The sequence below is a fragment of the Roseomonas acroporae genome, assembly GCF_023223525.1.
Classification (GTDB): domain Bacteria; phylum Pseudomonadota; class Alphaproteobacteria; order Acetobacterales; family Acetobacteraceae; genus Roseomonas_E; species Roseomonas_E acroporae.
Genome location: NZ_JALPRX010000039.1, coordinates 1 through 21,542, shown reverse-complemented (window position 1 = coordinate 21,542; position 21,542 = coordinate 1). Strand labels below are relative to the sequence as shown.

The window sequence follows — 21,542 nt, the reverse complement described above, 5'->3', positions numbered from 1 at the left end:
GGGGCCGGGCGCCGGCCCGGCGGCGGGGCCGGTGGGCAGGCCGGCGGGCGCGGCCAGCCGCGCCGGGCCGTCGCGCAGCTCGTCGCGGATCTCGGTCAGCAGGGTCTCGGTCAACGACGGACCGGTGACCTTCTCCTCCTTCACGTAGAGCTTGGACAGGGTCTTCACCACCCAGAACACGGCGAAGGCGACGATGACGAACTTGATGATGGCGTTGAGGAACACGCCGACGTTCAGCGTCACCGCGCCGACGCGCCGGGCCTCGGCCAGCGTCGCCGCGTGCTCGCCCTTGAGCGTGATGAACCAGTTCGAGAAGTCGATGCCGCCGATCAGCAGGCCGAGGAGGGGGTTGAAGATGTCCTCGACCAGCGAGCTGACGATGGCCGTGAAGGCGGCGCCGATGATGATGCCGACGGCGAGGTCGACGACGTTGCCGCGCAGCACGAACGCCTTGAACTCGTTCAGCCAGGCGGGGCCGTGGATCGGGATCGGCGCTTTCATGGTCGGGATCCTGTTCATGATGTCGTTCGGCGCCGCCGCCTGGCTGTCGGCCGGCACCGTGGAGTCGGCGCATTTCAGGGCAGGCCGGCGACGAACGCAACGCCCGCGCGTCGGGAAAGGCGCGGCGCGCGCGCAGGATCAATGCATGACGTGAATGTGTAGTGGGCCGCCCTGCCGGCCCTCAGAGCCTGTTCGAGAGGCCTGCGGCGGAGGGATGGCGAGGGATTTTTCGTGCCGGGAAGGAAGGGACGCCGGCGCGATGCGGGGCATCGTGCCAGGGCCCTGACGCTCCCGGCGCGGAAAAGACCCGCCAGACCGACCCGCAGGCTTCTCAAACAGGCTGTCAGCGGGAGAGCAGGTAGTCCGGCAGCCAGGTCACCAGCGCCGGGAACACCGTCAGCAGCACGATGGTGACGACGAGGCAGAGGAAGAAGGGCAGCGCCGCCTTCGCCACCACCATGCCGTCCTTGCCGGTCATGGTCTGCATCACGAACAGGTTGAAGCCGACGGGCGGCGTGATCTCGGCGATCTCGACCAGCAGCACGATGAAGATGCCGAACCAGACGAGGTCGAACCCGGCCTTCTGCACCATCGGGATGACGATCGAGGTGGTCAGCACGATCATCGAGACGCCGTCGAGCGCCGTGCCGAGCAGCACGTAGACCACCGTCAGCACCGCGATCAGCCCGTAGGGGCCGAGGCCGAGATGCGTCACCCCCTCGGCCAGCGCCGCCGGGATGCCGGTATAGGCCATCGCCATGGTGAGGTAGGCGGCGCCGGCCAGGATGAACATGATCATGCATGAGAGGCGCGTGGCGCCCGTCAGGCTGTCGATGAAGTTGCCCCAGGTGAGGGTGCCGGTCAGCGCCGCGAGCAGCAGCGAGCCGAGCACGCCGAAGGCCGCGGCCTCGGTCGCCGTCGCCCAGCCGACGATCATGGTGCCGATCACGCCGATGATGAGCAGCGCGCAGGGGATGAGCTGCAGGCTCTGGCGCAGCTTGGCGCCGAGCGACATGGCAGGCTCGGGCCGCGGCTGCTTGTGCGGGTTCAGCAGCGCCCAGGCGACGATGTAGGCGCTGAACAGCGCCATCACGAGCAGCCCGGGGATGCAGCCGGCGATGAAGACGCGGATGATCGAGACCTCGGCCGCGACGGCGTAGACCACCATGATGATCGAGGGCGGGATCAGGATGCCGAGCGTGCCGCCCGTGGCGAGCGAGCCCACCGCCGTGTCCACGTCGTAGCCGCGCCGCGTCAGCTCCGGCAGCGCGATCTTGGAGACGGTGGCGCAGGTGGCGGCGGAGGAGCCGGAGACGGAGCCGAAGATGCCGCAGGCGAGGATGTTGACGTGCAGCAGCCCGCCGGGGATGCGCCGCACCCAGGGGGAGAGGCCGTTGAACAGCTCCTCGGAAAGCTTCGTGCGGAACAGGATCTCGCCCATCCAGACGAACATCGGCAGCGCCGCCAGCGTCCAGGAGCCGGTGGCGCCCCAGAAGGCGGTGGCGAGGTTCAGCCCCGGCGTCGGCGAGGCCCAGAGCATCGCGACGTAGCCCGTGATGGCGAGCGCCATCGCGATCCACACGCCGCCCGCGAGCAGCACGCACAGGATCGCCAGCAGCGCCAGCGCCAGTTCCAGCGTTCCCATGATCCTACACCTCGGCCGAGAAGTCGCCGCGCGCCAGCCGCTCCTCGGCCAGCACCACGTAGGTCGGCCGCTCGCCGCGCAGCACGCGCGCCAGCTCGTCCACCACGGCGACCAGGAACACGGCGCTGCCCAGCACCATGGAGAGCTGCGGGATCCAGAGCGGGATCGGCACCGTGCCCTGCGCCACGTCCTCGATCTCCCAGCTCTGGTAGGTGAAGGTCGTGGTCCACCAGAGCAGGTAGGCGAGCGCGACGGCGGCGATGGAGAGCGCCACGATCTCGGCGATCCGCTGGGCGCCGGCGGGCAGCCGCTCCAGCAGCAGGCCGACGCGGATCAGCTCGCCGCGCCGGAAGGTGTGGGCGAGGGCGAAGAAGGTGGTGGCGACGCAGAGATAGGCGCTGATGTCGTCCGAGGCCGGCACCTGGATGGCGAATTCGCGCAGGATCACCTGCGCCATCATGATGAGGAAGATGCCGAGCAGCGACAGCGCTGCCAGGGCCGCCGAGAGGGAATAGAGCAGGTCGAGCGCGCGCCGCACCGCCGGGCCTCCCTCAGCCGGCCCGGTAGGCGTCGATCACCTTGCGCCCGTCCTCGCCGGAGCGCGTCAGCCATTCGTCCACCATGGTGCGGCTGACCGTGGCGAGGCCGGCGAGCAGCTCCGGGCTCGGCCGCGCCACCGTCATGCCGTGCGTGGCCAGCGCCGCCTCCTGCGTGCGCTGCGCCTCGGCCGAGGCGGCCCAGCCGCGCGTCTCGGCCTTCGCGGCCGCCTCCTGCACCGCCTTGCGCTCCTCGGCCGACAGGGTCTCGAAGGCGCGGCGCGAGACCATCACCATGTTGCGGGTGAAGGTGAAGCCCACGGGGGTGAAGAACTTCGCGTAGTCCCAGGCCTGGGTGTCGACGCCGGTCTGCGCCGAGGTGACCATGACGTTCACCACGCCGGTCGCGAAGGCCTGCGGCAGTTCGGCCTGCTGCACCAGCGTCGGCGCGGCGCCCACCAGCGTCGCGAAGCGGTTGGTCATCACGTTGAAGGTGCGCAGCTTGGTGCCGCGGAGCTGCTCGACCGAGGTCAGCGGCGCGTTGGTGTAGAAGCCGCCGGGCGGCCAGGGCACCTGGAACAGCGGCACCAGCCCCTGGCGCGAGAAGCGCGCCTCGATGAAGGGCAAGGAGAGGCGCATCAGCCGCTTGGCGTCGTCGTAGCTGGTGACGAGCTGCGGGATGCTGTCCAGCTCGAAGAACGGGTCCTCGTTGCCGTAGGCCGAGAGCAGGATCTCGCCCATCTGCACCTGGCCGGTCTGCACGCCGCGCTTGATCTGGTTCATCGGCAGCAGCGCCGCGTTGCTCTGCAGCTGCACCTGCAGCTTGCCGCCCGTGGCGGACTGCACCTCCTCGAGGAAGGCGCGGACGTTGCGGGTGTGGAAGTTGCCGTCCGGGTAGGCGGTGGCCATCTGCCAGCGCGTCTGCGCCGCGGCGGGGCGGATTCCGGCCAGCGCGCCGGAAGCGGCGGCGAGGCCGGCGAGAAGGTGGCGTCGGGTGGTCGGCATCTCAGCCTCCTGGCGCTGCGGCAACACGTTGCGGCGCATCATCGGGACGGCGCGCGCCGGTGCAAGGGCCGGATGGCGGCAAACCGGGCCGCCGAAGCGCGGGAAGGGGCGGGGTTGCCCGCATTCTCGGCAGGGCGCCCGGCCCTTGGGCCGTTCCGGGGCGGGCACCACCGTTCCCCGGGACCGCCCGGCAGGCGAGTCGCGGGCCGGCGGGTCACGCCCCGGCCTTCGTCCCGGCCTGCGCCCCATCCGGCGCTCCATCCGGTGCCGGCGCCGCGTGCCGCTCCCCCGTGACCGGATCCCGCGCCCAGTCGGGCACCGCCGCGATGCGCGCCACGGCGGCGTCGTGCCCGCCGGAGTCGGCGGTCAGGAGGTCGTAGTCGCGCCCGCCATCGTAGGCGCCCACCACCAGCAGGTCGTCGCTGCCGCCGAGGTTGCGGTGCCCCGTGCCCGCCGGCAGCAGCACCACGTCGCCCGCGCGCAGCCCGACCGCCCGGCCGCCCGGCCCGCCCAGCATCACCCGCACCGTGCCGGCGACCACCGCCAGCACCTCGTGCGCCGTGGAGTGGTAGTGGTGGTAGTCGAAGATCCCGTTCCGCCACGCCCGGGTCCAGCCGTGCCGGGCGAGGCGCGCCTCGGCCGCCGCCGGGTCGCCGGGCGGCAGCGCGCCGCGGTAGAGGAGCGCCGGCAGCCGCGGGTTGTTCGGGATGCCGCCGGCATCGCCGAAACTGAGCGCCTCCACCCGCGCCGCCGCCCCTTCGCCGGCCTGCCCCGACGCCGCTCCGCCCGCGTTCCGTTCCGGCATGCGCCGCCTCTCCCGCCTCATGGCCCGGCCCCGCGCCGACGCGGCACCGTTCCCCGTCCGTCGGCATCGCATCCGGCGAGCGGTCGGGGAAGGTAGCCCGGGAAAAGGCCGGGGAGAGCGGGTCCGCAGATGCGCGACGGGCCGCGGCGCCCGCGGGACGGGGCAGGCCAGATGGGGCAGGCCAGACGGCAGGCCCCGCGCGGGCGGACGCTGCCGCCCGGTTCGCCCCGCAAGCGGGATGGCTGGCGCCCACGCCCCGCCATCGCTACATCCGGACGATGGAAGATGCCGAGTTGCTGGAGCTGGCCGCAAGCCTCGCCCGGCGCGCCGCCGCCGCGATCCTGGCCGTGCGCCGCGCCGGCTTCGCCGTGGACCGCAAGTCCGACCTTTCCCCCGTCACCGAGGCCGACCGGATCGCCGAGGCGCTGATCGTCGAGGGGCTGCGCGCGGCGACGCCCGACATCGCCGTCGCGGCCGAGGAGGAGATCGCGGGCGGCTATCTCTGCGAGCCCGGCGAGGCCGGCTGCCGCCTCTGGCTGGTCGACCCGCTCGACGGCACCAAGGAATTCGCCGCCGGCCGCGACGAGTTCACCGTCAACATCGGCCTGGTCGAGGGCGACCGGCCGCGGCTCGGCGTGGTGGCGGTGCCGCACACGGGCGAGCTGTTCGGCGCCATCGTCGGCCAGGGGGCCTGGAAGGAGATGAGCGCCTGGAAGGAAGCGGGCAACGGGGAGCCTCCCTGGGAAGGCCCGCCGCCGCCGCGCCGCCCGATCGCCGTCCGGACCCCGCCCGCCGAGGGGCTGACCGTGCTGACCAGCCGCAGCCATGGCGACGAGGCGCGGGTGCGCCGGCTGCTCGGTGAGCGTCCGGTGGCGCGTCTCGAACGCTTCGGCTCGGCGCTGAAGATCTGTCGCGTGGCCGAGGGCGCGGCGGATCTCTACCCGCGCTTCGGCCGCACCATGGAATGGGACACGGCCGGGCCGCAGGCGGTGCTGGAGGCGGCGGGCGGCCGGCTGGTGACGGCCGACGGCGCCCCGCTCGGCTACGGCAAGCCGGAATTCGAGAATTCGGACTTCCTGTGCTGGGGCCGCGACGCCGCATGAGCGGCCCATGAACGCCCCCGGCCCGCCCATCGCCACCGAGCGCCTGCCGCCCGACGCCGTTCCCCGCGCCGCCGCGCTGCTCGCCGCCGGCGCGCTGGTCGCCTTCCCGACCGAGACGGTCTACGGCCTCGGCGCCGATGCGCGGAACGCCCGCGCCGTCGCCTCGGTGTTCGAGGCCAAGGGCCGCCCGCACTTCAACCCGCTGATCTGCCACTTCCCCGAGGCCGAGGCGGCCTTCGCCGAGGTGCTGCCGGATGCCCGCGCCCGCCGCCTCGCCGCCGCGTTCTGGCCCGGCCCGCTGACCCTGGTGCTGCCGCGCCGGCCGGAATCCCGCATCGACCTGCTGGCCGGCGCGGGGCTCGACACGCTGGCGGTGCGGGTACCGGCGCATCCGCTGGCGCTGGCCCTGCTGCGCGCGGTGGCGCTGCCGGTGGCGGCCCCTTCCGCCAACCGCTCCGGCGCGGTCAGCCCGACCAGCGCCGCGCACGTGCTGGAGGGGCTCTCGGGCCGCGTCGCGGCGGTGCTGGACGGCGGCGACTGCCCCGTGGGGGTGGAATCCACCGTGCTCGACCTGACCGGCGCCGGTCCCGTGCTGCTGCGCCCCGGCGGCGTGCCGGTGGAGGCGCTGGAGGCCGCGATCGGGCCGGTCGGGCGCGCCCTGCCGCTCGCGGCGGCCGAGGCGAGCCGCACGCTGCGCTCGCCCGGCCTGCTGCTCTCGCACTACGCGCCCGGCCTGCCGGTACGACTGGCGGCCGGCTCGGTGGGGCCGGACGAGGCGCTGCTCGCCTTCGGCGCGCCGCTGCCGGGCGCCGGGGCGACGTGGAACCTCTCGGAGTCGGGCGACCTGGCCGAGGCGGCCGCGCGCCTCTTCGCCGGGCTGCGCTGGCTGGACGCGGAGGGCACGCGGCTCGGGCTGCGCGGCATCGCGGCGATGCCGGTGCCGGAACGCGGGCTGGGCCTCGCGATCAACGACCGGCTGGCGCGGGCGGCGGCGCCGCGCGGCTGATACGGCTCCCGGCTGATCCGCTCCGATCGCGGGGCGCCGCGCCCGGTGCGGGAGGCGGCTCCGTGCGCGGGGATCGGCCAAAAGCCGCGGGAGGCATCCGCAGGGGAGGAGGGGCGCCGCCCCGTCAGGCCCCTTCCCGGCCCTGCTGCGGCGCGGGCGGGAAAGGCCGCCCCGCCCCCGCCAGCGGCGACACGGCGGGGGCGGCGACGGTCTGGCGCCAGCGCACCGTCGGCAGCCGTGCCGTCCTGCCGGCGCGCACCGGAAGCCCCGCCATCGGCCGCACCGCGCCGGCGGGCTGCGCGCGGGCGAGCGGTGCCGGACGCCCGGCGGAACGCCTGGGCACCGCCCGGACCTGCGCCGTGCCGCCCGCCGGCGCCTGCCGCCGGGTCATCGGCGTCTGCCGCGGCGCCGGGGCGGGCGCGGGCAGGTCGGCCGGATCGTCGAGCAGCAGCGGCGCCCCGGAGGGCGTGTCGGGCGAGCGGACCGGACCGGTGCCGATGCTGCCCCCGGGCACCGCCAGAACCTCCACCACCGGCTCGGTGGTGCGGCCGATCTCCGCCTCGCGCTGCTGGCGCACCACGGAACGCAGCCGGGCGTAGAAGTCGATCGAGGTCTCGCGCAGTTCCCGGAACTCGTCCTTGTGCTCGGCCAGCAGGTCGAGGCCGCCCAGGCCGCCGCGCCCGAGGTTCAGCGCGTTGGCGACGCCCGCCGTCGCCGCCTCGTTGATCGCGATCGAGATCGGGTTCATCAGCGCGTCCACCCCGTCGCCCACCGCGTCGCGCACCTGCGAGGGGCCGAGCACCGGCAGCATCAGATAGGGGCCGGAGGGCACGCCGTAGCGGTAGAGGGTCTGGCCGAAGTCGCCCGTGCGCCGGGCGATGCCGGAGGGGCCGGCGATGTCGTAGAGACCGCCGATCCCGGCCGTGGTGTTGAGGAAGAAGCGCATCGTCGTGTGGCCCGCGTCCAGGAAGCGGCCCTGCAGGACGTTGTTGGCGAAGATGATCGGCTCGCCGAGGTTGCGCAGGAAGTTGCGCAGCCGGGTGCGGACGTAGGTGGGCACCACGACCCGGTAGGCGTCGGCGATGGGCCCGAAGAGGTGGTCGGTCAGGGCGAGGTTGAAATCGAGCACGCCCCGGTTGATACGTTCGAACGGATCGTTCTGGTCGTCCGGATTCTCGTCGGCCCCGCCGGCGGCGGGGTCGACGAGGATGGTCGGCGCGGTGGCGGGCAGGCCGCCCGCCGGACCGCTCGCCGCACCGCCCGGGAGGCCGCCGCCCGGCACCGCGGCGGGGCGGGCCGGATCGTCCAGCACCATCGGCACGACGTTGCCGGCCGCGGCGAGCCGCAGCGGCGGGCGGGGTACCGCCGTCACCGCCTGCGCGGGCGCCGCCGCCCGGCCGCTGTCGGCTCCGCCGGCACAGCCGGCGAGCGGTGGCAGGGCCAGCAGCAGGGACAGGCCACGTAGGTCGATTCGCCGCATGCGGGTCGGGAGTCCGATCGGGGGAGCAGGGTTGGTCCATTGTAACGGGAACCGCCGGACGGGGCGATGGCGCTCTGTCTCCTCGCGGTCGCGGGGGGGGCCGTCGCCGCGCGGGCCGGCACGGCCGGCGGCGGAGACCGGCCGGCCGGCCGCTTCCCGAAGCACCACCCTCCCGGGCAACTCCCCGGGCAACTCCCCGGGCAACTCCCTGGGCATCCTCCTGGGCCTGCGCCCGGGCGGGCGGCGGGGCGGGCCGAAGGACGGACCGGAAGCCGCATGCTAGGTTTCCTCGCGGGGCTGCCGCTGCTGCTCGCCGCGCTCGGCACGCTGCAGGCGCTGGCCGCCCTGCCGGCCCTGCGCCGCTTCCGCCGCCGGGGCGCGGCCATGCCGGACGCTCCTTCCCCGGGCGCCGTGCCGGCCGCGCCGGTCACCGCGCTCAAGCCGCTGCACGGGCTGGAGCCCGGCCTCGCCGGGCATCTCGCCAGCCTGCTGCGCCAGCGGCACGCGGCCCCCCTGCAGGTCGTCTTCGGCGTGCGCGACCCGGCCGACCCGGCGGCGGCGGTGGCCGAGGCGGCGCTGGCCGAGGCGGCGGGCGACCTGTCGGGGCCGGGCGGGCCGGGGCTGAGCGGAACGGTGGTGCGCGCCCCCGCCCAGCACGGCCCGAACGGCAAGGTCTCCAACCTGATCAACATGCTGCCGGCCGCCCGGCACGCGCTGCTGGTGATCGCCGATGCCGACATGCGGGTGCCGCCGGGCTACCTGGCGGCGGTGACGGCGCCGCTGGCCGATCCGGCCGTGGGGCTGGTCACCTGCCTCTACCGCGGCGTGCCGCTGGATGGCGGGCTCGCCTCGCGGCTGGCGGCGGCGGGGATCAACTGGCACTTCCTGCCCGGCGCCGCGCTGGGCGAGACGCTGGGCCTCGCCGATGGCTGCTACGGCGCCACCATGGCGCTGCGGCGGGAGACGCTGGACCGGCTCGGCGGCTTCGAGACGCTGGCGGAGGCCCTGGCCGACGACCATGCACTGGGCGCCGCCGTGCGCGCCGCCGGCCTGCGCGTGGCGGTCTCGCCCCTGCTGGTGGACCACATGATGGCCGAGCCGACGCTGCGCGCCCTCTGGGCGCACGAGCTGCGCTGGGCCCGCACGGTGCGGCTGGTGAACCCGGCGGGCTATGCCGGGATGGTGCTGACCCACCCGCTGCCGCTGGCGCTGCTGGGGCTGCTGCTGTGGCCCGGAAGCCTCTCGCTCGCGGTCGTGGCGGGGGCGCTGGCCGCGCGGCTTGCCTTGGCAGCCGGGGTCGCGCATCTATGCGGACCCTGGGACGTTCCCGGGGGCCGGCCGGCGCCCGGCCTGCGCCTGCTGCCGCTGCGCGACCTGCTCTCCTTCGCGGTGTTCCTGGGCGGCCTGTTCGGCGGCGGCGTGTCCTGGAAGGGCCGGCGCTACCGGGTGGGACGCGACGGCAGGATGGTCGAGATCGGGGCGTGAACGGCCGCGCCGGCCCGGCGGCCTCAGGCCGGCTGGCGGGATCGGCCGGGATGAGATTTCGGCGTGCCGGACATGGGCGGGTGGCCCTGCCGGCCCGTGGCCGCCCCCGGTGGATCCCGCGGGGGCGGCCGAGGCTTTGTCGCGGTGCCCCGTCCCTTCCGCCCGCTCCGGGCGCGGCGGACGGAAGGGACGGGGCACCAGGTCCTTTCGCACTTCCGCCGGCGGGCGGCATGCCCCCCGCCCGGAAATGCTCCAGCAGGGAGCCCGCCTGGCGCGGGGCTCGGGCGATGATGCGTACGCTTTTCCTCCAGGCCCCGTCCTTCGACGGCTTCGACGGCGGCGCCGGCTCGCGCTACCAGGCGCGCCGCGAGATCAAGTCCTTCTGGTTCCCGACCTGGCTCGCCCAGCCGGCCGCGCTGGTCGAGGGCTCGCGCCTGCTCGACGCGCCGCCGCACAAGATCGGCATCGAGACCGTGGCGCCGCTGGCGCGCGACTTCGACCTCGCCGTGCTGCACACCTCCACGCCCAGCTTCGCGCAGGACGTGAAGGTGGCCGAGCGGCTCAAGGCCGAGAACCCGAACCTCAAGGTCGGCCTGGTCGGCGCCAAGGTGGCGGTGCAGGCCAACGAGAGCCTGCGCGACGCGCCGGTGATCGACTTCGTCGCCCGCTCCGAGTTCGACTTCACCGTCAAGGAGGTCGCCGAGGACCGGCGCTGGGCCGACATCAAGGGCCTCAGCTTCCGCAACGCCGAGGGCGCCATCGTCCACAACCCGGAGCGCCCGGTGCTGGAGGACATGGACCAGCTCCCCTTCGTCTCGCCGGTCTACAAGCGCGACCTCGACTACAAGAAGTACTTCATCGGCTACCTGAAGCACCCCTACATCTCGATCTACACCGGGCGCGGCTGCAAGAGCCGCTGCACCTTCTGCCTCTGGCCGCAGACCGTGGGCGGCCACCGCTACCGCACCCGCTCGGTCGGGCACGTCATCGAGGAGATCCGCTACTGCATGTCGGCCTTCCCCGACGTGAAGGAGTTCTTCTTCGACGACGACACCTTCACCGACGACCTGCCGCGCGCCGAGGCCATCGCGAAGGAACTCGGCAAGCTCGGCGTGACCTGGTCCTGCAACGCCAAGGCCAACGTGCCGCGCGAGAGCCTGAAGGTGATGCGCGAGAACGGGCTGCGCCTGCTGCTCGTCGGCTACGAGAGCGGCAACCAGCAGATCCTGCACAACATCAAGAAGGGCATGCGGGTCGAGGTGGCGCGCAAGTTCACCAGGGACTGCCACGAGCTCGGCATCGCCATCCACGGCACCTTCATCCTCGGCCTGCCCGGCGAGACGAAGGAGACGATCCAGGAGACGATCCGCTTCGCCACCGAGATCAACCCGCACACCATCCAGGTCTCGCTGGCCGCGCCCTACCCGGGCACCTTCCTCTACGACCAGGCGGCGCGCGAGGGCTGGCTCGACACGGCCAACACCGAGTACGTCGATGCCCACGGCGTGCAGATCGCGCCGCTGCACTACCCGAACCTCAGCCACCAGGAAATCTTCACCTCGGTGGAGGAGTTCTACAAGAAGTTCTACTTCCGCGCGCCGAAGATCGCCTCGATCGTCGGCGAGATGGTGCGCGACCGGCAGATGCTGGTCCGCCGGCTGCGCGAGGGGGTGGAGTTCTTCCACTTCCTGCGCGAGCGGAAGCTGGCGGCCTGAGCTTGCGCCGCCCCCGCCTGCCTCGTCCCGCCTCCCCTGCCCTGCCGGCCGCCCTCCTCGCCTCCGCCCTCGCCCTGGCTGCCTGCTCCTGGCAGCGCACCCAGCTCGCCGGCGAGGCCCGGGGCGAGATGCGCGGCATGACCCGCGAGCAGGTGCTGGCCTGCATGGGCCAGCCCCTCTCGACCCGGCGCGAGGGCGGCACGGAATTCCTCCGCTACAGCTCCGCCATGCGCGCGGGCGGCGCCGAGACGCTGATCCAGCGCGCCGACCGCCGCCTGGGCGACCCGCCCGAGCCGGTCTGCACCGTGGAGGTCGCGCTGGAGCAGGGCCGCGTCGACCGGCTGCGCTACACGGACGAGCAGGGCCGGCCGCTGCAGCGCACCGGGCAATGCGCCGTCGCCGTGCAGAACTGCCTGCAGGACTGAGGCGGTCCGGGAACCGGCCGCACATCCTTCCGCCCACGCGCCGGGCCGCCCCCGCGCCGGAAACCCCGCGCCGGGCACCTGCTCCGGGCCTCCCCCCGCCCCGAAGAGACACGGGCCGCATGACCCGCACCCCACCCAGGACCCTGCCAAGGACCCTGCCAAGGACCCTGATCGTCACCTCGGATGATTTCGGCCTCTCGCCCGAGGTGAACGAGGCGGTGGAGCGGGCCCATCGCGAGGGCATCCTCACCACCGCCAGCCTGATGGTCGGCGCCCCCGCCCTGGCGGATGCCGTGGCGCGCGCACGGCGCCTGCCCGGCCTGCATGTCGGCCTGCACCTCACCCTGACCGATGGCGAGCCGGTGCTGCCGCCCGCGCGCATCCCCGCCCTGGTCGGGCCAGACGGCACCTTCCGCGACGACATGGCGCGCCTCGGCGTGACCCTTGCCGCCTCGCCCGCCGCGCGCCGGCAGCTCGCGGACGAGGTCGGGGCGCAGCTCGCCGCCTTCCGCGCCACCGGCCTGCGCTGCGACCACGTCAACGCGCACAAGCACTTCCACCTGCACCCGGTGATCGCCGACACGCTGTTCCGCGCCGCCGCCGCCCTGGGCGTGCCCGCCGCGCGCGTGCCGTGGGAGCCGCCGGCGCTGGTGCGGCGGGTCGATCCGGCGGCGCCCGTGGCCGCCTCCCGGCTGCTGCGGCCCTGGACGGCGCTGATCCGCCGCCTCGCCCGCCGCCACGGCCTCGCCACGCCGGACCGCGTGGTGGGGCTGGCATGGTCCGGCGCCTTCACCGCCGAACGCCTCGCCGCCGTGCTGCCGCTGCTGCCGCCGGGCAGCACCGAGGTGTACCTGCATCCGGCGACCGGGGCCGGCTTCCGCTGGGCGGCGCCGGGCTACCGCTACGCCGAGGAGCTGGCCGCCCTGCTGGACCCGGCGGCGCGCCGGGCGGCGGCGGGCTTCCGGATGACGGGCTATGCGGGGCTGGCGGGATGATTCTCGTGCCGGCGGGGAAGGCTGCGCCGTCCCCGGCACCCCTACCGTCGGGGAGGGCGTTGCCCTCCCCGGACCCCACCCACCAGGAACCTCAGGTTCCTGGACCTCCGCCGGCCTTTGGCGGCCCGGGGGTCGGAACGCGCGAGGCAGGAAACCGAACGGGGGTTCCAAGGGGGCTTCGCCCCTTGGCGGGTGGGGTCCAGGGGAGGGCAGCGCCCTCCCCTGGCACTGGAATCCCGGCATGACGCGCGGCGGCATCCTGCTCGCCCTCGGCGGCCTCGCCCTCGCCCTGCTGCTGCTCGCGCAGCAGGACCTCTCGGCGGTCTGGCGCCTGCTCGGCACGGCCGGCTTCGGCCTGGTGCTGGCCGCGCTGGCGCACATCCCCTCCATGGCGCTGAACGCACATGCCTGGGCGCTGCTGCTTCCCGGCCGCACCCGGCCGGCGTTGCCGGGCATGACCGCGATCGTCTGGATCCGGGAATCCGTGAACGGCCTGCTGCCCGTGGCCCGCATCGGCGGCGAGGTGGCGAGCTACCGCCTGCTGCGCCGGCGCGGCGTCCGCGTGCCGGCCGCCTCGGCCAGCCTGCTGGTGGACGTCACCATCGGCATCCTCAGCCAGCTCGCCTTCGCGCTGATCGGCCTCGGCCTGCTGGCGCTGGAGGGCGGCACGGTGGGCTGGGTGGGGCTCGGCCTCTCCATCGGCCTCGGCCTCGCGCTCGGCGGCGGGCTGGTGGCGGTGCAGCGGGCGGGGCTGTTCGGCCGGGTGGTCGGCGCGCTCAACAAGGTGGCGGCGGGCCGCCTCTCGGCGCTGACCGAGCATTCGCGCCGCATCGACCGCGCCACGCTGCTGCTCTGGGGCCGGCGCCGCGCCATCCTGGGCTGCTTCCTCTGGCAGCTCGCCGGCTGGATGGCCGGGGCACTGGAGATCTGGCTCGCCCTGTACTTCCTCGGCGCGCCGGTGGGCGTGGTGGAGGCGCTGGTGATCGAGTCGCTGATCCAGATGGTCAGCAGCGCCGCCTTCCTGCTGCCCGGGGCGCTGGGCGCGCAGGAGGGCGGGTTCCTGGCGATCGGCGCGCTGCTCGGGCTGGACCCGGCCGTGGCGGCGGCGCTGGCCGTCTCCCGCCGGCTGCGCGACCTCGTCATCTTCCTGCCGGGCCTGCTGGCCTGGGTGCTGGCGGAGCGGCGGCCGGGAGGAGGCGCGGCGGGGGAGCCGGGGAAGGGCCCGGGGCTGCGCGAGGCGTGACGGCCGCGCGCCTCACGCGGCCGGGACGGAGCCCTGGCGGCGCGAGGACATGGCGCGGACCATGCCGAGACCACGCTGGACCAGGTCCGGCTTGATGACCAGCAGCACCGCCGCATAGACCGCCGCGCCGAGCGGCACCGCCGCGGCGACGTACAGGGCCGGCGTCCCGGTCCAGCGGTGCAGCGGCTCGGAGGTGAGCAGTAGCACGGCCGCCATGGTGACGGCGGCGAGCAGCGGCGGGGCGAGGTCCTGGGCGAGCGGCCACAGCGGCACGCCGACATCCCGGCGCAGCAGCAGCAGCTGCAGCGGCAGGATCAGGAAGTTGGTGGCGATCGCCGCCGCCGCGACGGCGAGCAGCCCGTACGGGGCGGCGAGGAGGGAGAGGCAGACCATCACGGCGAACTGCACCACGGCCAGCAGCAGGATGTCGCGCGAGAGGTTGAGCGCGCCGAAGACCGGCCCGACGAAGAAGCTGATCACCATGGGCAGCGCGGTCAGCGCGGCGATGCTGCCGAGCAGCCCGCTCTCGGCCCAGCGGGCGCCGAACAGCAGCGGCACGAGGTCCGGCGCGATGGCGCCGTAGCCGAGGATGGCCGGCCAGGTGAACAGCGCGGCCAGCAGGGCGAACTGGCGGAACACCCGGATCAGCGCCTCGCGATCCTCCTGCAGCCGCGCGAGGCTGACCGTGGCCACCGCCACCACCGGCTGGATCGTGACCTGGGCGGCGAGGTCGATGATGCGCATGGAGACGCGATAGATGCCGACGGCGTCGGTGCCGATCATGCGGCCGATGATCAGGTCCTGCGCGCGCATCAGCATCAGCCAAAGCAGCTGCGTCACCATCATGCTGGTGCTGAAGGCGAGCATGCCGCGCAGCCGGGCCCAGCGGAAGCGCAGGCGCGGGCGCCAGGGCAGGTCGCGCCAGGTGAGCACCAGCATGACGCACTCGGCCGTGACCTGCTGCGCCACCAGGCTCCACACGCCCAGCCCCGACAGCGCCGCGATGATCGCCGCCGTGCCGCCGAGGAGGTTGCTCGCGATGCTGCGCGCCGCCACCGCCTTGTGCCCGAACTCGCGCAGCCGCCGGGTGGTGTGGATGCTGCTCGCCGCGGCGAGCGGGACCAGGGCGCCGAGGAACCAGAGCACCGGCACCACGCCGGGCTCGCGGATCTGCGCCGCGTAGAAGCCGGCCGTGCCCCAGATCAGCAGGCAGACGGCCACGCTGAGCATGAAATTGGCCCAGAAAACGGTGTCGGCGAGTTCCTCGTCCAGCTTGCCCACGCGCATCACGGCGTCGCTGAGACCGGCCTGGGCGATCACCCGGGTGAACTCGACGTACACCGTCGCCAGCGCGAACAGGCCGAATTCCAGCGGCGTCAGCAGGCGGGCGAGGAGGAAGAAGACGACGAAGCTGAAGACGTTCGTCGAGCCGCCACGGATGGCCGACCAGAGGATCGAGTGGGCCGCCTGGAATTTCAACGTGACCGCCATCTGCCGAGGAATGTTCGAAGGAGCAGCGAGGCTGCCCTACTTCCTTATCCGATTGTCGACCGGGATACCACAAAACACCCATATCTTATGAAATTTAAACAAAACCTAATACACTTCCGCAGCTATGCATCTTATTGGGAATTTTCTACAAATTCATACAACCCAAAGTCGATGGACGACGAACGATCGCAACGCGCTTCGAATATCGCCATGACCGGACATCATGTGAAAACAATGGGCTGGCCGGCCAGCCGGTCATGCGCGGGTGGTCGGGCCGCTGCCACACGCGGCGGTTCGCAGGACCGGGAACGCGGCGGGCAGGCCGGAAGTGGCGGGGGCGGGGCGCGGCGACGATCACGAGACGTTGCGTCGGCCGGCGCCCGCCGGGCCGCGTGCGGGCGCCCCCATGCGGGCGCCGAGGCGGCCGGTGCCGTGCGGCCCCGCCTGCGCGCGCCCGGCGCGCCGCCCGCCGGCGGCGCGTGACCCGGTCAGCGCAGCTTGAGCTGGGCCAGGATCGCGAAGGGTGAATCCGGGTTGGGCCGGGCGGCGGCGCGGCCCTCGCCTTCGTTCCGGCCCTGCTGCCGGCCGCCGGCTCCACCCTGCGGCGGGCGCGGCCCGCGCGGGCCCTCGCCGGGGCGTCCCTCCTGCCCCTGACTTCCCTGGCCGGCCCCCTGGCCCTGCCGGTCGCCCTGGTTCCGCTCCCGGCCGGCCGGCGCGCCGCGGCGGCCCTCCTCCCCGCGTGGCTTGCCCGCCCAGGGCTTGCCCTGGCGCTGCCGCTCGCGCGGCGGACGCGCCTCACGGGCCGCGGCGTCACCCCCCGCACCGGCTTCGGCGCCCGCGGCGGCATCGACGGCCGGCGCGCCCTCGCGCGGGACAGCCGACGCGCCTTCGCGGGCGGCCTGGTCCTCGTGCTGCCGCTGGCGCGGCGCGCCGCCCTGTCGAGACGGCTGCCCGTGACCCTGCCCGTGACCCTGGCCATGCGCCTGGCCGCGGTGCGGGCCGCGATGCCGGTTGCCCTCGGCCGGGCGCGCGATGGCGACGCGGGTCGGCAGGGGCGGGCCGAATTCGTTCTCGGCCAGCGGCGGCGGGGTCAGCAGCCGGAAGCCCAGCGCCGTGAGCGCCGCCGGCAGCGCGTCCGCCCGCACGCCGAGGCGCGAGGCGAGGTCGCCCGGCAGCACCGCCGGCGCCCGCCGCGTCGCGAAACCCAGCTCGCCCGCGATGCGCTCGGCGACGTCGAGGCGCAGCAGCATCGGCCCCGCCGGCAGCCAGCCCATGGTGGCGGCGAAGCCCGGCGGCCAGTCCTCGGGCACCGGCACGGCGACGAGGCCGGGATTGGGCAGGGCGGGCGTCGGCACCTCGCGCAGCAGCGACCAGAGCTGCGCCCGCAGCGCCATGGCGCGCGGCTTCAGCGCCTCGGGCACGTAGAGGGCGAAGCGCCCGGCGCGCACGCCGATCGCCTTGAGCTTGCTGCGCAGCTCCGGCCCCACCTCGCGCTCCGTGGCGCCGGGGGCGAGGCCGAGATTCTCGCGCAGGGTGAAGGCCGGGCCGCGCAGCGCCCCGTCCTCGGCCGCCTTCTCCTCCACCGTGCGCAGCGCCCCCAGCTCGCGCGCGATCTGCGCGTCGAGCCAGCGGGCGAGGCGGAGGCGGATGCGCTCGCGCTGCGCGCCGTCGAGGAATTCGGAGGCCAGCACCTCGATCTGCGGCTTGCCCGGCTCGGGGCCGGCGCGCAGCCGCGCCACCTCGGCCGGCTCCTGCGTGCCGGGCGCGCCCGGCGGCAGCCCGGGCAGCCCGGCCACCCAGGTGACGTGGTGCGTCGGCGTCAGGGCGAAGACGTTGTCGGCGGCGGATTCGAGCAGCCCGACGCGGCGCGGCATCTCCTCGCGCAGCGCCCGGCGGGCGGCGCGCAGCACCAGCTTTCGATCCTCCTCCTTGGTGGCGGAGGGGTCGGGGGTGAAGGAGAAGCCCTTGATCTCGCCGACATTGTGCCCCTCCACCGCCACCTCGCCGCGGCGGGTGACGGCGGAGAGCAGATCCTCCTCGCTGTCGTCGAGCGAGCGGATCAGCTGGGCGGCGCGGCGGTCCACGAAGCGCGCGGTCAGGCGCTCGTGCAGCGCGTCGGAGACGGCGTCCTCGGCGGCGCGGGTCTCGGCCTGGAAGCGCGCGGCGTCGGTGGTCCAGTCGTTGCGCGCCGCGACGTAGGCCCAGACGCGGATGCCGGCGAGGCGCGCCATCAGCGTGTCGAGGTCGCCGTCGATGCGGTTGAGCTGCGCGATCTGGCCCTCGATCCAGTCCGCCGGCACCGCCCCGTCGTTCACGAGGTGGCGGAACAGGCGCGAGCAGAGCGCGGTGTGGCTGTCGTCGGCGAGCTTGCGGAAGTCGGGCACCTGGCAGGCGTCCCAGAGCTGCTTCACCCGCCCCGGCCGGTCGGCCAGCGCGCGCACCTCGGGCTCGCGCGAGAGCGCCTCCAGCGTGATGTGGTCGGTGGCGTCGTTGCCCTTGGCGAGGCCGGGCTGCTCGGGCGGTCGGGCGAGGCTGTCGAGCAGCCCGTCGATGCTGGCGAAGTCGAGGTCGCTGCTGCGCCAGGCCAGGGTCTCCAGCGGCTCGAAGTGGTGGCCCTCGATCTTCTCCACCATGCCGTCGTCGAGCGGCTCGCACTCGCCGGTGACGCCGAAGGTGCCGTCGCGCATGCCGCGCCCGGCGCGGCCGGCGATCTGCGCGGCCTCCTGCGCGGTGAGCGCGCGCGGGCGGTGGCCGTCGAACTTGGTCAGGTTGGCGAAGGCGACGTGGTCCACGTCCATGTTGAGGCCCATGCCGATCGCGTCCGTCGCGACCAGGAAATCGACCTCGCGGTTCTGGTACAGCGCCACCTGGGCGTTGCGGGTGCGCGGCGAGAGCCTTCCCATCACCACGGCGCAGCCGCCGCGCCGGCGGCGGATGGCCTCGGCGATGGCGTAGACCTCGCCGGCCGAGAAGGCGACCACGGCGGAGCGGGCGGGCAGCCGGGTCAGCTTGGCCGGCCCCGCGTAGGTGAGCTGGGAGAGGCGCGGGCGCGTCTCGATCTCGGCGCCGGGGACGAGGCGCTGGAGCAGCGGCCGGATGGTCTCGGCGCCGAGGAACATGGTCTCGACCATGCCGCGCGCGTGCAGCAGCCGGTCGGTGAAGACGTGGCCGCGGTCGGGGTCGGCGCAGAGCTGGATCTCGTCCACCGCGACGAACTCGGCGCGCCGGTCGAGCGGCATCGCCTCCACGGTGCAGGCGAACCACTTCGCCTCCGGCGGGACGATCTTCTCCTCGCCGGTGATCAGCGCGACGTGGCGCTCGCCCTTGGCGGCGACCATGCGGTCGTAATTCTCGCGCGCCAGCAGGCGCAGAGGGAAGCCGATGATGCCGGAGGCGTGCGCCAGCAGCCGGGTGATCGCGAGGTGCGTCTTGCCGGTGTTGGTCGGCCCCAGGACGGCTCTCACGCGCGGGGCGAACATCTGCGGCGGGACCCGGGAGGAGGCGAGGTTGGACATGCGGCGCCATGTGTGGCCCGACCACGGCGCCCTTGCAACCGCATTGGCGCCGTCCCGGCGCCGCGATCGCCCGGCGGGCCGCCGCGAAGGCCGCTTCCGCCCGCCCCGGCGCCGTGCCGCTCGTGCCCGTCCGGCGGCCCGCCCGCCCCCGGCCGGCCGTTCGCCGGCCTGTCGGCCAGGCGCCGCCGGGCACCGGGCCGCGGCGGGGCACGGGGCCGTGCCCCGTCCTCCGGCCGCCCCCCTTCGCTCCCCCGGCCCCGACCGCGCCGGGACCCGGCCACGCCGGGAGAGGCACGTTCCGGCTGCCGGGCGAGGGTTCCGGACGCCCGGCAAATCCCCTACATGGGGGCCCGCCCCGCGGCCGGCGGTGCGGCGGGGCCGCGCCCGCCGCCCGGAACCGTCACCGGCGCCACCAACGGCGCCCCCGATGGCTCACGCCGGGACCCGCCAAGCCGGGGCCGGCATCGGGGCCCCGCCCGGCAGCCGAGCGGCAGGCCGTGCGGGCCCCGTCGGCGCGCCCCACCACGATCCGACAGCGGAGCACGCATGCGGCCTCGACTGCCTGTCCTCGTCTGTGTCCTGCTCGCCGGCGCCTGCGCCCCTGTCAGCGACGCCCGGTACGCGCACCGGGCGCAGGCCGAATTCCTCGGCCTGTCCGAGCTGGACCTCGCCACCTGCATGGGGGCGCCGCTGCGGCGCCTCAAGATCGGGGAGGCGGAGATCCTGACCTACGAGCAGGTCTCCTCCAGCACCGTCAGCGTCAGCCTGCCGTTCGCGGGCGGCATGAGCGTGGGCGGCGGCGGCAATTGCCGCGCCAACGTCCGGCTCGACCACGGCCGGGTGACCGCGATCCGCTACACTGGCGAATCCGACACCTTCTTCACCAGCGACTCCTACTGCGCCCCGCTGGTGCGCAACTGCCTCCGCCACCCGCTGATGTATGCCCCGCCCGAACCGGGCGGCGCGCCCCGGCCGGCGGAACGCTCCTTCGGACCGGCGCCCGACCGCCAGCCCCCCGCCGCCCCTGCCGACGCGCCCTGACCAGGTTCCGCGCCCGCGGGGCCGGCCCCGCCGATGAGCGGTCCATGGCGGGCGCATTACGGCCGTCGCATCCCGCAGGGGTCCAGCATCCGGGCGCATTTACCGGGCAAGCTTCAAGTGGCTTGGCAACGACGCCGTTTTCATGGCAACCACCCGCCGCCATCGTTCGACTCGGAATCCGGGCGCGTGCGGGCCACCGGGGAAGCCCCCGGGCCGCATCACCGCCGGAAGCCGGAGGCGGGGGCGGTTCGGCCTAGGCTGCCCCCCGGCATCCCTGGCCAGCGAACGGCCGGCCGCCCGACATGGGTACTTGTGGGAGTTGCGCGACCCCTCCGCTCCCATGCCGCACTGCCGATCGTCCACGCCTTTTGAGGAAGCGCGACACGATGCCATCCACCACCCAGACCGCTCCGCAGCGCGGGCGGCGCGGCCGGGCCGCCGGCGCCCTGCTGCTGGCGCTGCTCACCGTCGCCCCGCCGGCGCTGGCCGCCACGCGCTGCCCGAGCCCGGACGACCAGTCCCTGTTCGAGGTCGCGGCGCTGAAGACCGAGCTGATGGTGGCCGCCGTCGCCTGCCGGCAGGAGGAGCGCTACAACAGCTTCGTGCAGCGCTTCCAGCCGCAGCTCGCCGCCGCCGACCGCTCCCTCACCGGCTGGTTCGACCGCCGCTACGGCCGCGGCGGCGCCCGCGCCTATGACGACTTCATCACCTCGCTGGCCAACGGGCGCTCGCAATTCGCCCACTCCATCGGCAGCGACTTCTGCCCGCGCAACCTCAGCCACTTCAACGAGGTGATGTCGCTGCCGAGCGGCGCCGAGCTCGCCGCCTTCGCCGCCGGCAAGGACCTGATCCCGGAGAATCTCGGCGCCTGCGCCAGCGGCGGGGGCGGTGCCACCGCCGCCGCGTCCTCCCGCGGCCGCGCCGCGCCGGCCCGCTCGACCGCCCCGGCGCACCGTCGATGAGTCGCTCCAGCATGCGTCCCGCCGGTCGTCCCGCCGGTCGTCCCTCTTGGCGTCTCGTCCTGCCCGCCGGCCTGCTGGCCCTCGCCGCGCTGCAGGGCTGCGCCGGCACCATCGGCCCGCAGTCGCCGCGCCTGCCGCTCTACGCCGTGGACCTGCAGGGCGGTGCCGCCGTCTGCACCGTGCCGCGCAACCTGGAGGTGCGGGTCGGCCAGACCACCGAGGCGCCGATGACCGTCGGCAACGATGGCGGCTGGTGCGGCCTTCCGGTGTCGCGCAACGACCAGCCCTTCGAGGCCGGCCTGCTCACCGGTCGCCCGGAGCATGGCGAGGTCTACATCCACAGCGTCGGCAACGTCACGCGCATCGACTACACGCCGGATGCCGGCTTCAGCGGCACGGACGGCTTCATCGTGCGCCTGCTGCCCGGCGACGCCACCATCCGCGCGGTGGTGACGGTGCAGCCCGGCCAGCGCCCGGCCGCCGCGGCACCGGCCGCCGCCACGCCGCCGCGTGCCGCCACGCCGCCGCGCGCCGCCACGCCCCCTGCCGCGGCGCCGGCCACGCGCTCCTCCTCGTCGCGGTCGCGGCG

Annotated in this window: 19 protein-coding genes; 11 read left to right on the top strand and 8 right to left on the bottom strand. The window is 74.6% G+C overall.

Annotated elements, in window-relative coordinates:
* Positions 1-501, bottom strand: a 501-nt coding sequence (gene mscL, locus M0638_RS10725) for a large-conductance mechanosensitive channel protein MscL (RefSeq protein WP_408903348.1), incomplete at its 3' end; no start/stop codon positions are given.
* Between mscL and M0638_RS10720 the strand changes: the two genes are divergently transcribed.
* The gene (locus tag M0638_RS10720) at positions 500-655 is read left to right on the top strand and encodes a hypothetical protein (RefSeq protein WP_248666981.1); all 156 of its coding nucleotides are present in this window, start codon (positions 500-502) and stop codon (positions 653-655) included. The genes mscL and M0638_RS10720 overlap by 2 nt on opposite strands.
* A gap of 189 nt (positions 656-844) precedes the next feature.
* Here M0638_RS10720 and M0638_RS10715 read toward each other — a convergent pair whose 3' ends face one another.
* The 4 genes from M0638_RS10715 to M0638_RS10700 form a co-directional block, all read right to left on the bottom strand.
* Positions 845-2,146, bottom strand: a complete 1,302-nt coding sequence (locus tag M0638_RS10715) for a TRAP transporter large permease (protein ID WP_248666980.1) — start codon at positions 2,144-2,146, stop codon at positions 845-847.
* 4 nt (positions 2,147-2,150) lie between these two features.
* Complete coding sequence (locus M0638_RS10710; RefSeq protein ID WP_248666979.1) at positions 2,151-2,684, bottom strand: TRAP transporter small permease; 534 nt, start codon at positions 2,682-2,684, stop codon at positions 2,151-2,153.
* Between the two features lie 13 nt (positions 2,685-2,697).
* The gene (locus tag M0638_RS10705; RefSeq protein WP_248666978.1) at positions 2,698-3,687 is read right to left on the bottom strand and encodes a TRAP transporter substrate-binding protein; all 990 of its coding nucleotides are present in this window, start codon (positions 3,685-3,687) and stop codon (positions 2,698-2,700) included.
* A gap of 214 nt (positions 3,688-3,901) precedes the next feature.
* Entirely contained in the window at positions 3,902-4,492 is a 591-nt protein-coding gene (locus M0638_RS10700) for a cupin domain-containing protein (RefSeq protein WP_248666977.1), read from the bottom strand.
* Positions 4,493-4,770: 278 nt separating this feature from the next.
* Here M0638_RS10700 and cysQ point away from each other — a divergent pair, with 278 nt between their 5' ends.
* Together cysQ and M0638_RS10690 are read left to right on the top strand one after the other, a co-directional pair.
* A complete protein-coding gene (gene cysQ / locus M0638_RS10695) occupies positions 4,771-5,595 on the top strand; it encodes a 3'(2'),5'-bisphosphate nucleotidase CysQ (RefSeq protein ID WP_248666976.1) in 825 nt (274 codons plus the stop codon).
* Between the two features lie 7 nt (positions 5,596-5,602).
* Positions 5,603-6,601 (top strand): L-threonylcarbamoyladenylate synthase, encoded by a 999-nt coding sequence (locus tag M0638_RS10690; protein WP_248666975.1) that lies wholly within the window; start codon positions 5,603-5,605, stop codon positions 6,599-6,601.
* A 124-nt stretch (positions 6,602-6,725) separates the two neighbouring features.
* Here the strand turns inward: M0638_RS10690 and M0638_RS10685 are convergent, their stop codons facing one another.
* Positions 6,726-8,081 carry an MlaA family lipoprotein gene (locus M0638_RS10685; RefSeq protein WP_248666974.1) on the bottom strand — a complete coding sequence of 452 codons (1,356 nt, stop codon included), beginning with the start codon at positions 8,079-8,081 and terminating at the stop codon, positions 6,726-6,728.
* A 276-nt stretch (positions 8,082-8,357) separates the two neighbouring features.
* Here M0638_RS10685 and hpnI point away from each other — a divergent pair, with 276 nt between their 5' ends.
* From hpnI to M0638_RS10660, 5 genes are all read left to right on the top strand, one after another.
* Positions 8,358-9,566, top strand: a complete 1,209-nt coding sequence (gene hpnI, locus M0638_RS10680) for a bacteriohopanetetrol glucosamine biosynthesis glycosyltransferase HpnI (RefSeq protein ID WP_248666973.1) — start codon at positions 8,358-8,360, stop codon at positions 9,564-9,566.
* A gap of 287 nt (positions 9,567-9,853) precedes the next feature.
* Positions 9,854-11,281, top strand: a complete 1,428-nt coding sequence (hpnJ, locus tag M0638_RS10675; protein ID WP_248666972.1) for a hopanoid biosynthesis associated radical SAM protein HpnJ — start codon at positions 9,854-9,856, stop codon at positions 11,279-11,281.
* A 2-nt stretch (positions 11,282-11,283) separates the two neighbouring features.
* A complete protein-coding gene (locus M0638_RS10670) occupies positions 11,284-11,706 on the top strand; it encodes a hypothetical protein (protein WP_248666971.1) in 423 nt (140 codons plus the stop codon).
* Between the two features lie 119 nt (positions 11,707-11,825).
* A complete protein-coding gene (gene hpnK, locus M0638_RS10665; RefSeq protein ID WP_248666970.1) occupies positions 11,826-12,701 on the top strand; it encodes a hopanoid biosynthesis-associated protein HpnK in 876 nt (291 codons plus the stop codon).
* Positions 12,702-12,942: 241 nt separating this feature from the next.
* Complete coding sequence (locus tag M0638_RS10660; protein WP_248666969.1) at positions 12,943-13,944, top strand: lysylphosphatidylglycerol synthase domain-containing protein; 1,002 nt, start codon at positions 12,943-12,945, stop codon at positions 13,942-13,944.
* 12 nt (positions 13,945-13,956) lie between these two features.
* Here M0638_RS10660 and M0638_RS10655 read toward each other — a convergent pair whose 3' ends face one another.
* Both M0638_RS10655 and M0638_RS10650 read right to left on the bottom strand, forming a co-directional pair.
* A complete protein-coding gene (locus tag M0638_RS10655) occupies positions 13,957-15,435 on the bottom strand; it encodes a lipopolysaccharide biosynthesis protein (RefSeq protein WP_248666968.1) in 1,479 nt (492 codons plus the stop codon).
* 488 nt (positions 15,436-15,923) lie between these two features.
* Positions 15,924-18,914 carry a helicase-related protein gene (locus tag M0638_RS10650; protein ID WP_248666967.1) on the bottom strand — a complete coding sequence of 997 codons (2,991 nt, stop codon included), beginning with the start codon at positions 18,912-18,914 and terminating at the stop codon, positions 15,924-15,926.
* 582 nt (positions 18,915-19,496) lie between these two features.
* Here M0638_RS10650 and M0638_RS10645 point away from each other — a divergent pair.
* The 3 genes from M0638_RS10645 to M0638_RS10635 form a co-directional block, all read left to right on the top strand.
* Entirely contained in the window at positions 19,497-19,991 is a 495-nt protein-coding gene (locus M0638_RS10645) for a hypothetical protein (protein ID WP_248666966.1), read from the top strand.
* A 386-nt stretch (positions 19,992-20,377) separates the two neighbouring features.
* Positions 20,378-20,953 (top strand): hypothetical protein, encoded by a 576-nt coding sequence (locus M0638_RS10640; RefSeq protein WP_248666965.1) that lies wholly within the window; start codon positions 20,378-20,380, stop codon positions 20,951-20,953.
* Between the two features lie 11 nt (positions 20,954-20,964).
* The coding region (locus M0638_RS10635) for an Ig-like domain-containing protein (protein ID WP_248666964.1) at positions 20,965-21,542 on the top strand (578 nt) is incomplete at its 3' end.

Coding starts and splice junctions, on each gene's coding strand:
- M0638_RS10720 (WP_248666981.1), top strand. CDS start 500: ATGGTCGGGATCCTGTTCATGATGTCGTTCGGCGCCGCCGCCTGGCTG.
- M0638_RS10715 (WP_248666980.1), bottom strand. CDS start 2,146: ATGGGAACGCTGGAACTGGCGCTGGCGCTGCTGGCGATCCTGTGCGTG.
- M0638_RS10705 (WP_248666978.1), bottom strand. CDS start 3,687: ATGCCGACCACCCGACGCCACCTTCTCGCCGGCCTCGCCGCCGCTTCC.
- M0638_RS10700 (WP_248666977.1), bottom strand. CDS start 4,492: ATGCCGGAACGGAACGCGGGCGGAGCGGCGTCGGGGCAGGCCGGCGAA.
- cysQ (WP_248666976.1), top strand. CDS start 4,771: ATGGAAGATGCCGAGTTGCTGGAGCTGGCCGCAAGCCTCGCCCGGCGC.
- M0638_RS10690 (WP_248666975.1), top strand. CDS start 5,603: ATGAACGCCCCCGGCCCGCCCATCGCCACCGAGCGCCTGCCGCCCGAC.
- M0638_RS10685 (WP_248666974.1), bottom strand. CDS start 8,081: ATGCGGCGAATCGACCTACGTGGCCTGTCCCTGCTGCTGGCCCTGCCA.
- hpnI (WP_248666973.1), top strand. CDS start 8,358: ATGCTAGGTTTCCTCGCGGGGCTGCCGCTGCTGCTCGCCGCGCTCGGC.
- hpnJ (WP_248666972.1), top strand. CDS start 9,854: ATGATGCGTACGCTTTTCCTCCAGGCCCCGTCCTTCGACGGCTTCGAC.
- hpnK (WP_248666970.1), top strand. CDS start 11,826: ATGACCCGCACCCCACCCAGGACCCTGCCAAGGACCCTGCCAAGGACC.
- M0638_RS10660 (WP_248666969.1), top strand. CDS start 12,943: ATGACGCGCGGCGGCATCCTGCTCGCCCTCGGCGGCCTCGCCCTCGCC.
- M0638_RS10655 (WP_248666968.1), bottom strand. CDS start 15,435: ATGGCGGTCACGTTGAAATTCCAGGCGGCCCACTCGATCCTCTGGTCG.
- M0638_RS10650 (WP_248666967.1), bottom strand. CDS start 18,914: ATGTTCGCCCCGCGCGTGAGAGCCGTCCTGGGGCCGACCAACACCGGC.
- M0638_RS10645 (WP_248666966.1), top strand. CDS start 19,497: ATGCGGCCTCGACTGCCTGTCCTCGTCTGTGTCCTGCTCGCCGGCGCC.
- M0638_RS10640 (WP_248666965.1), top strand. CDS start 20,378: ATGCCATCCACCACCCAGACCGCTCCGCAGCGCGGGCGGCGCGGCCGG.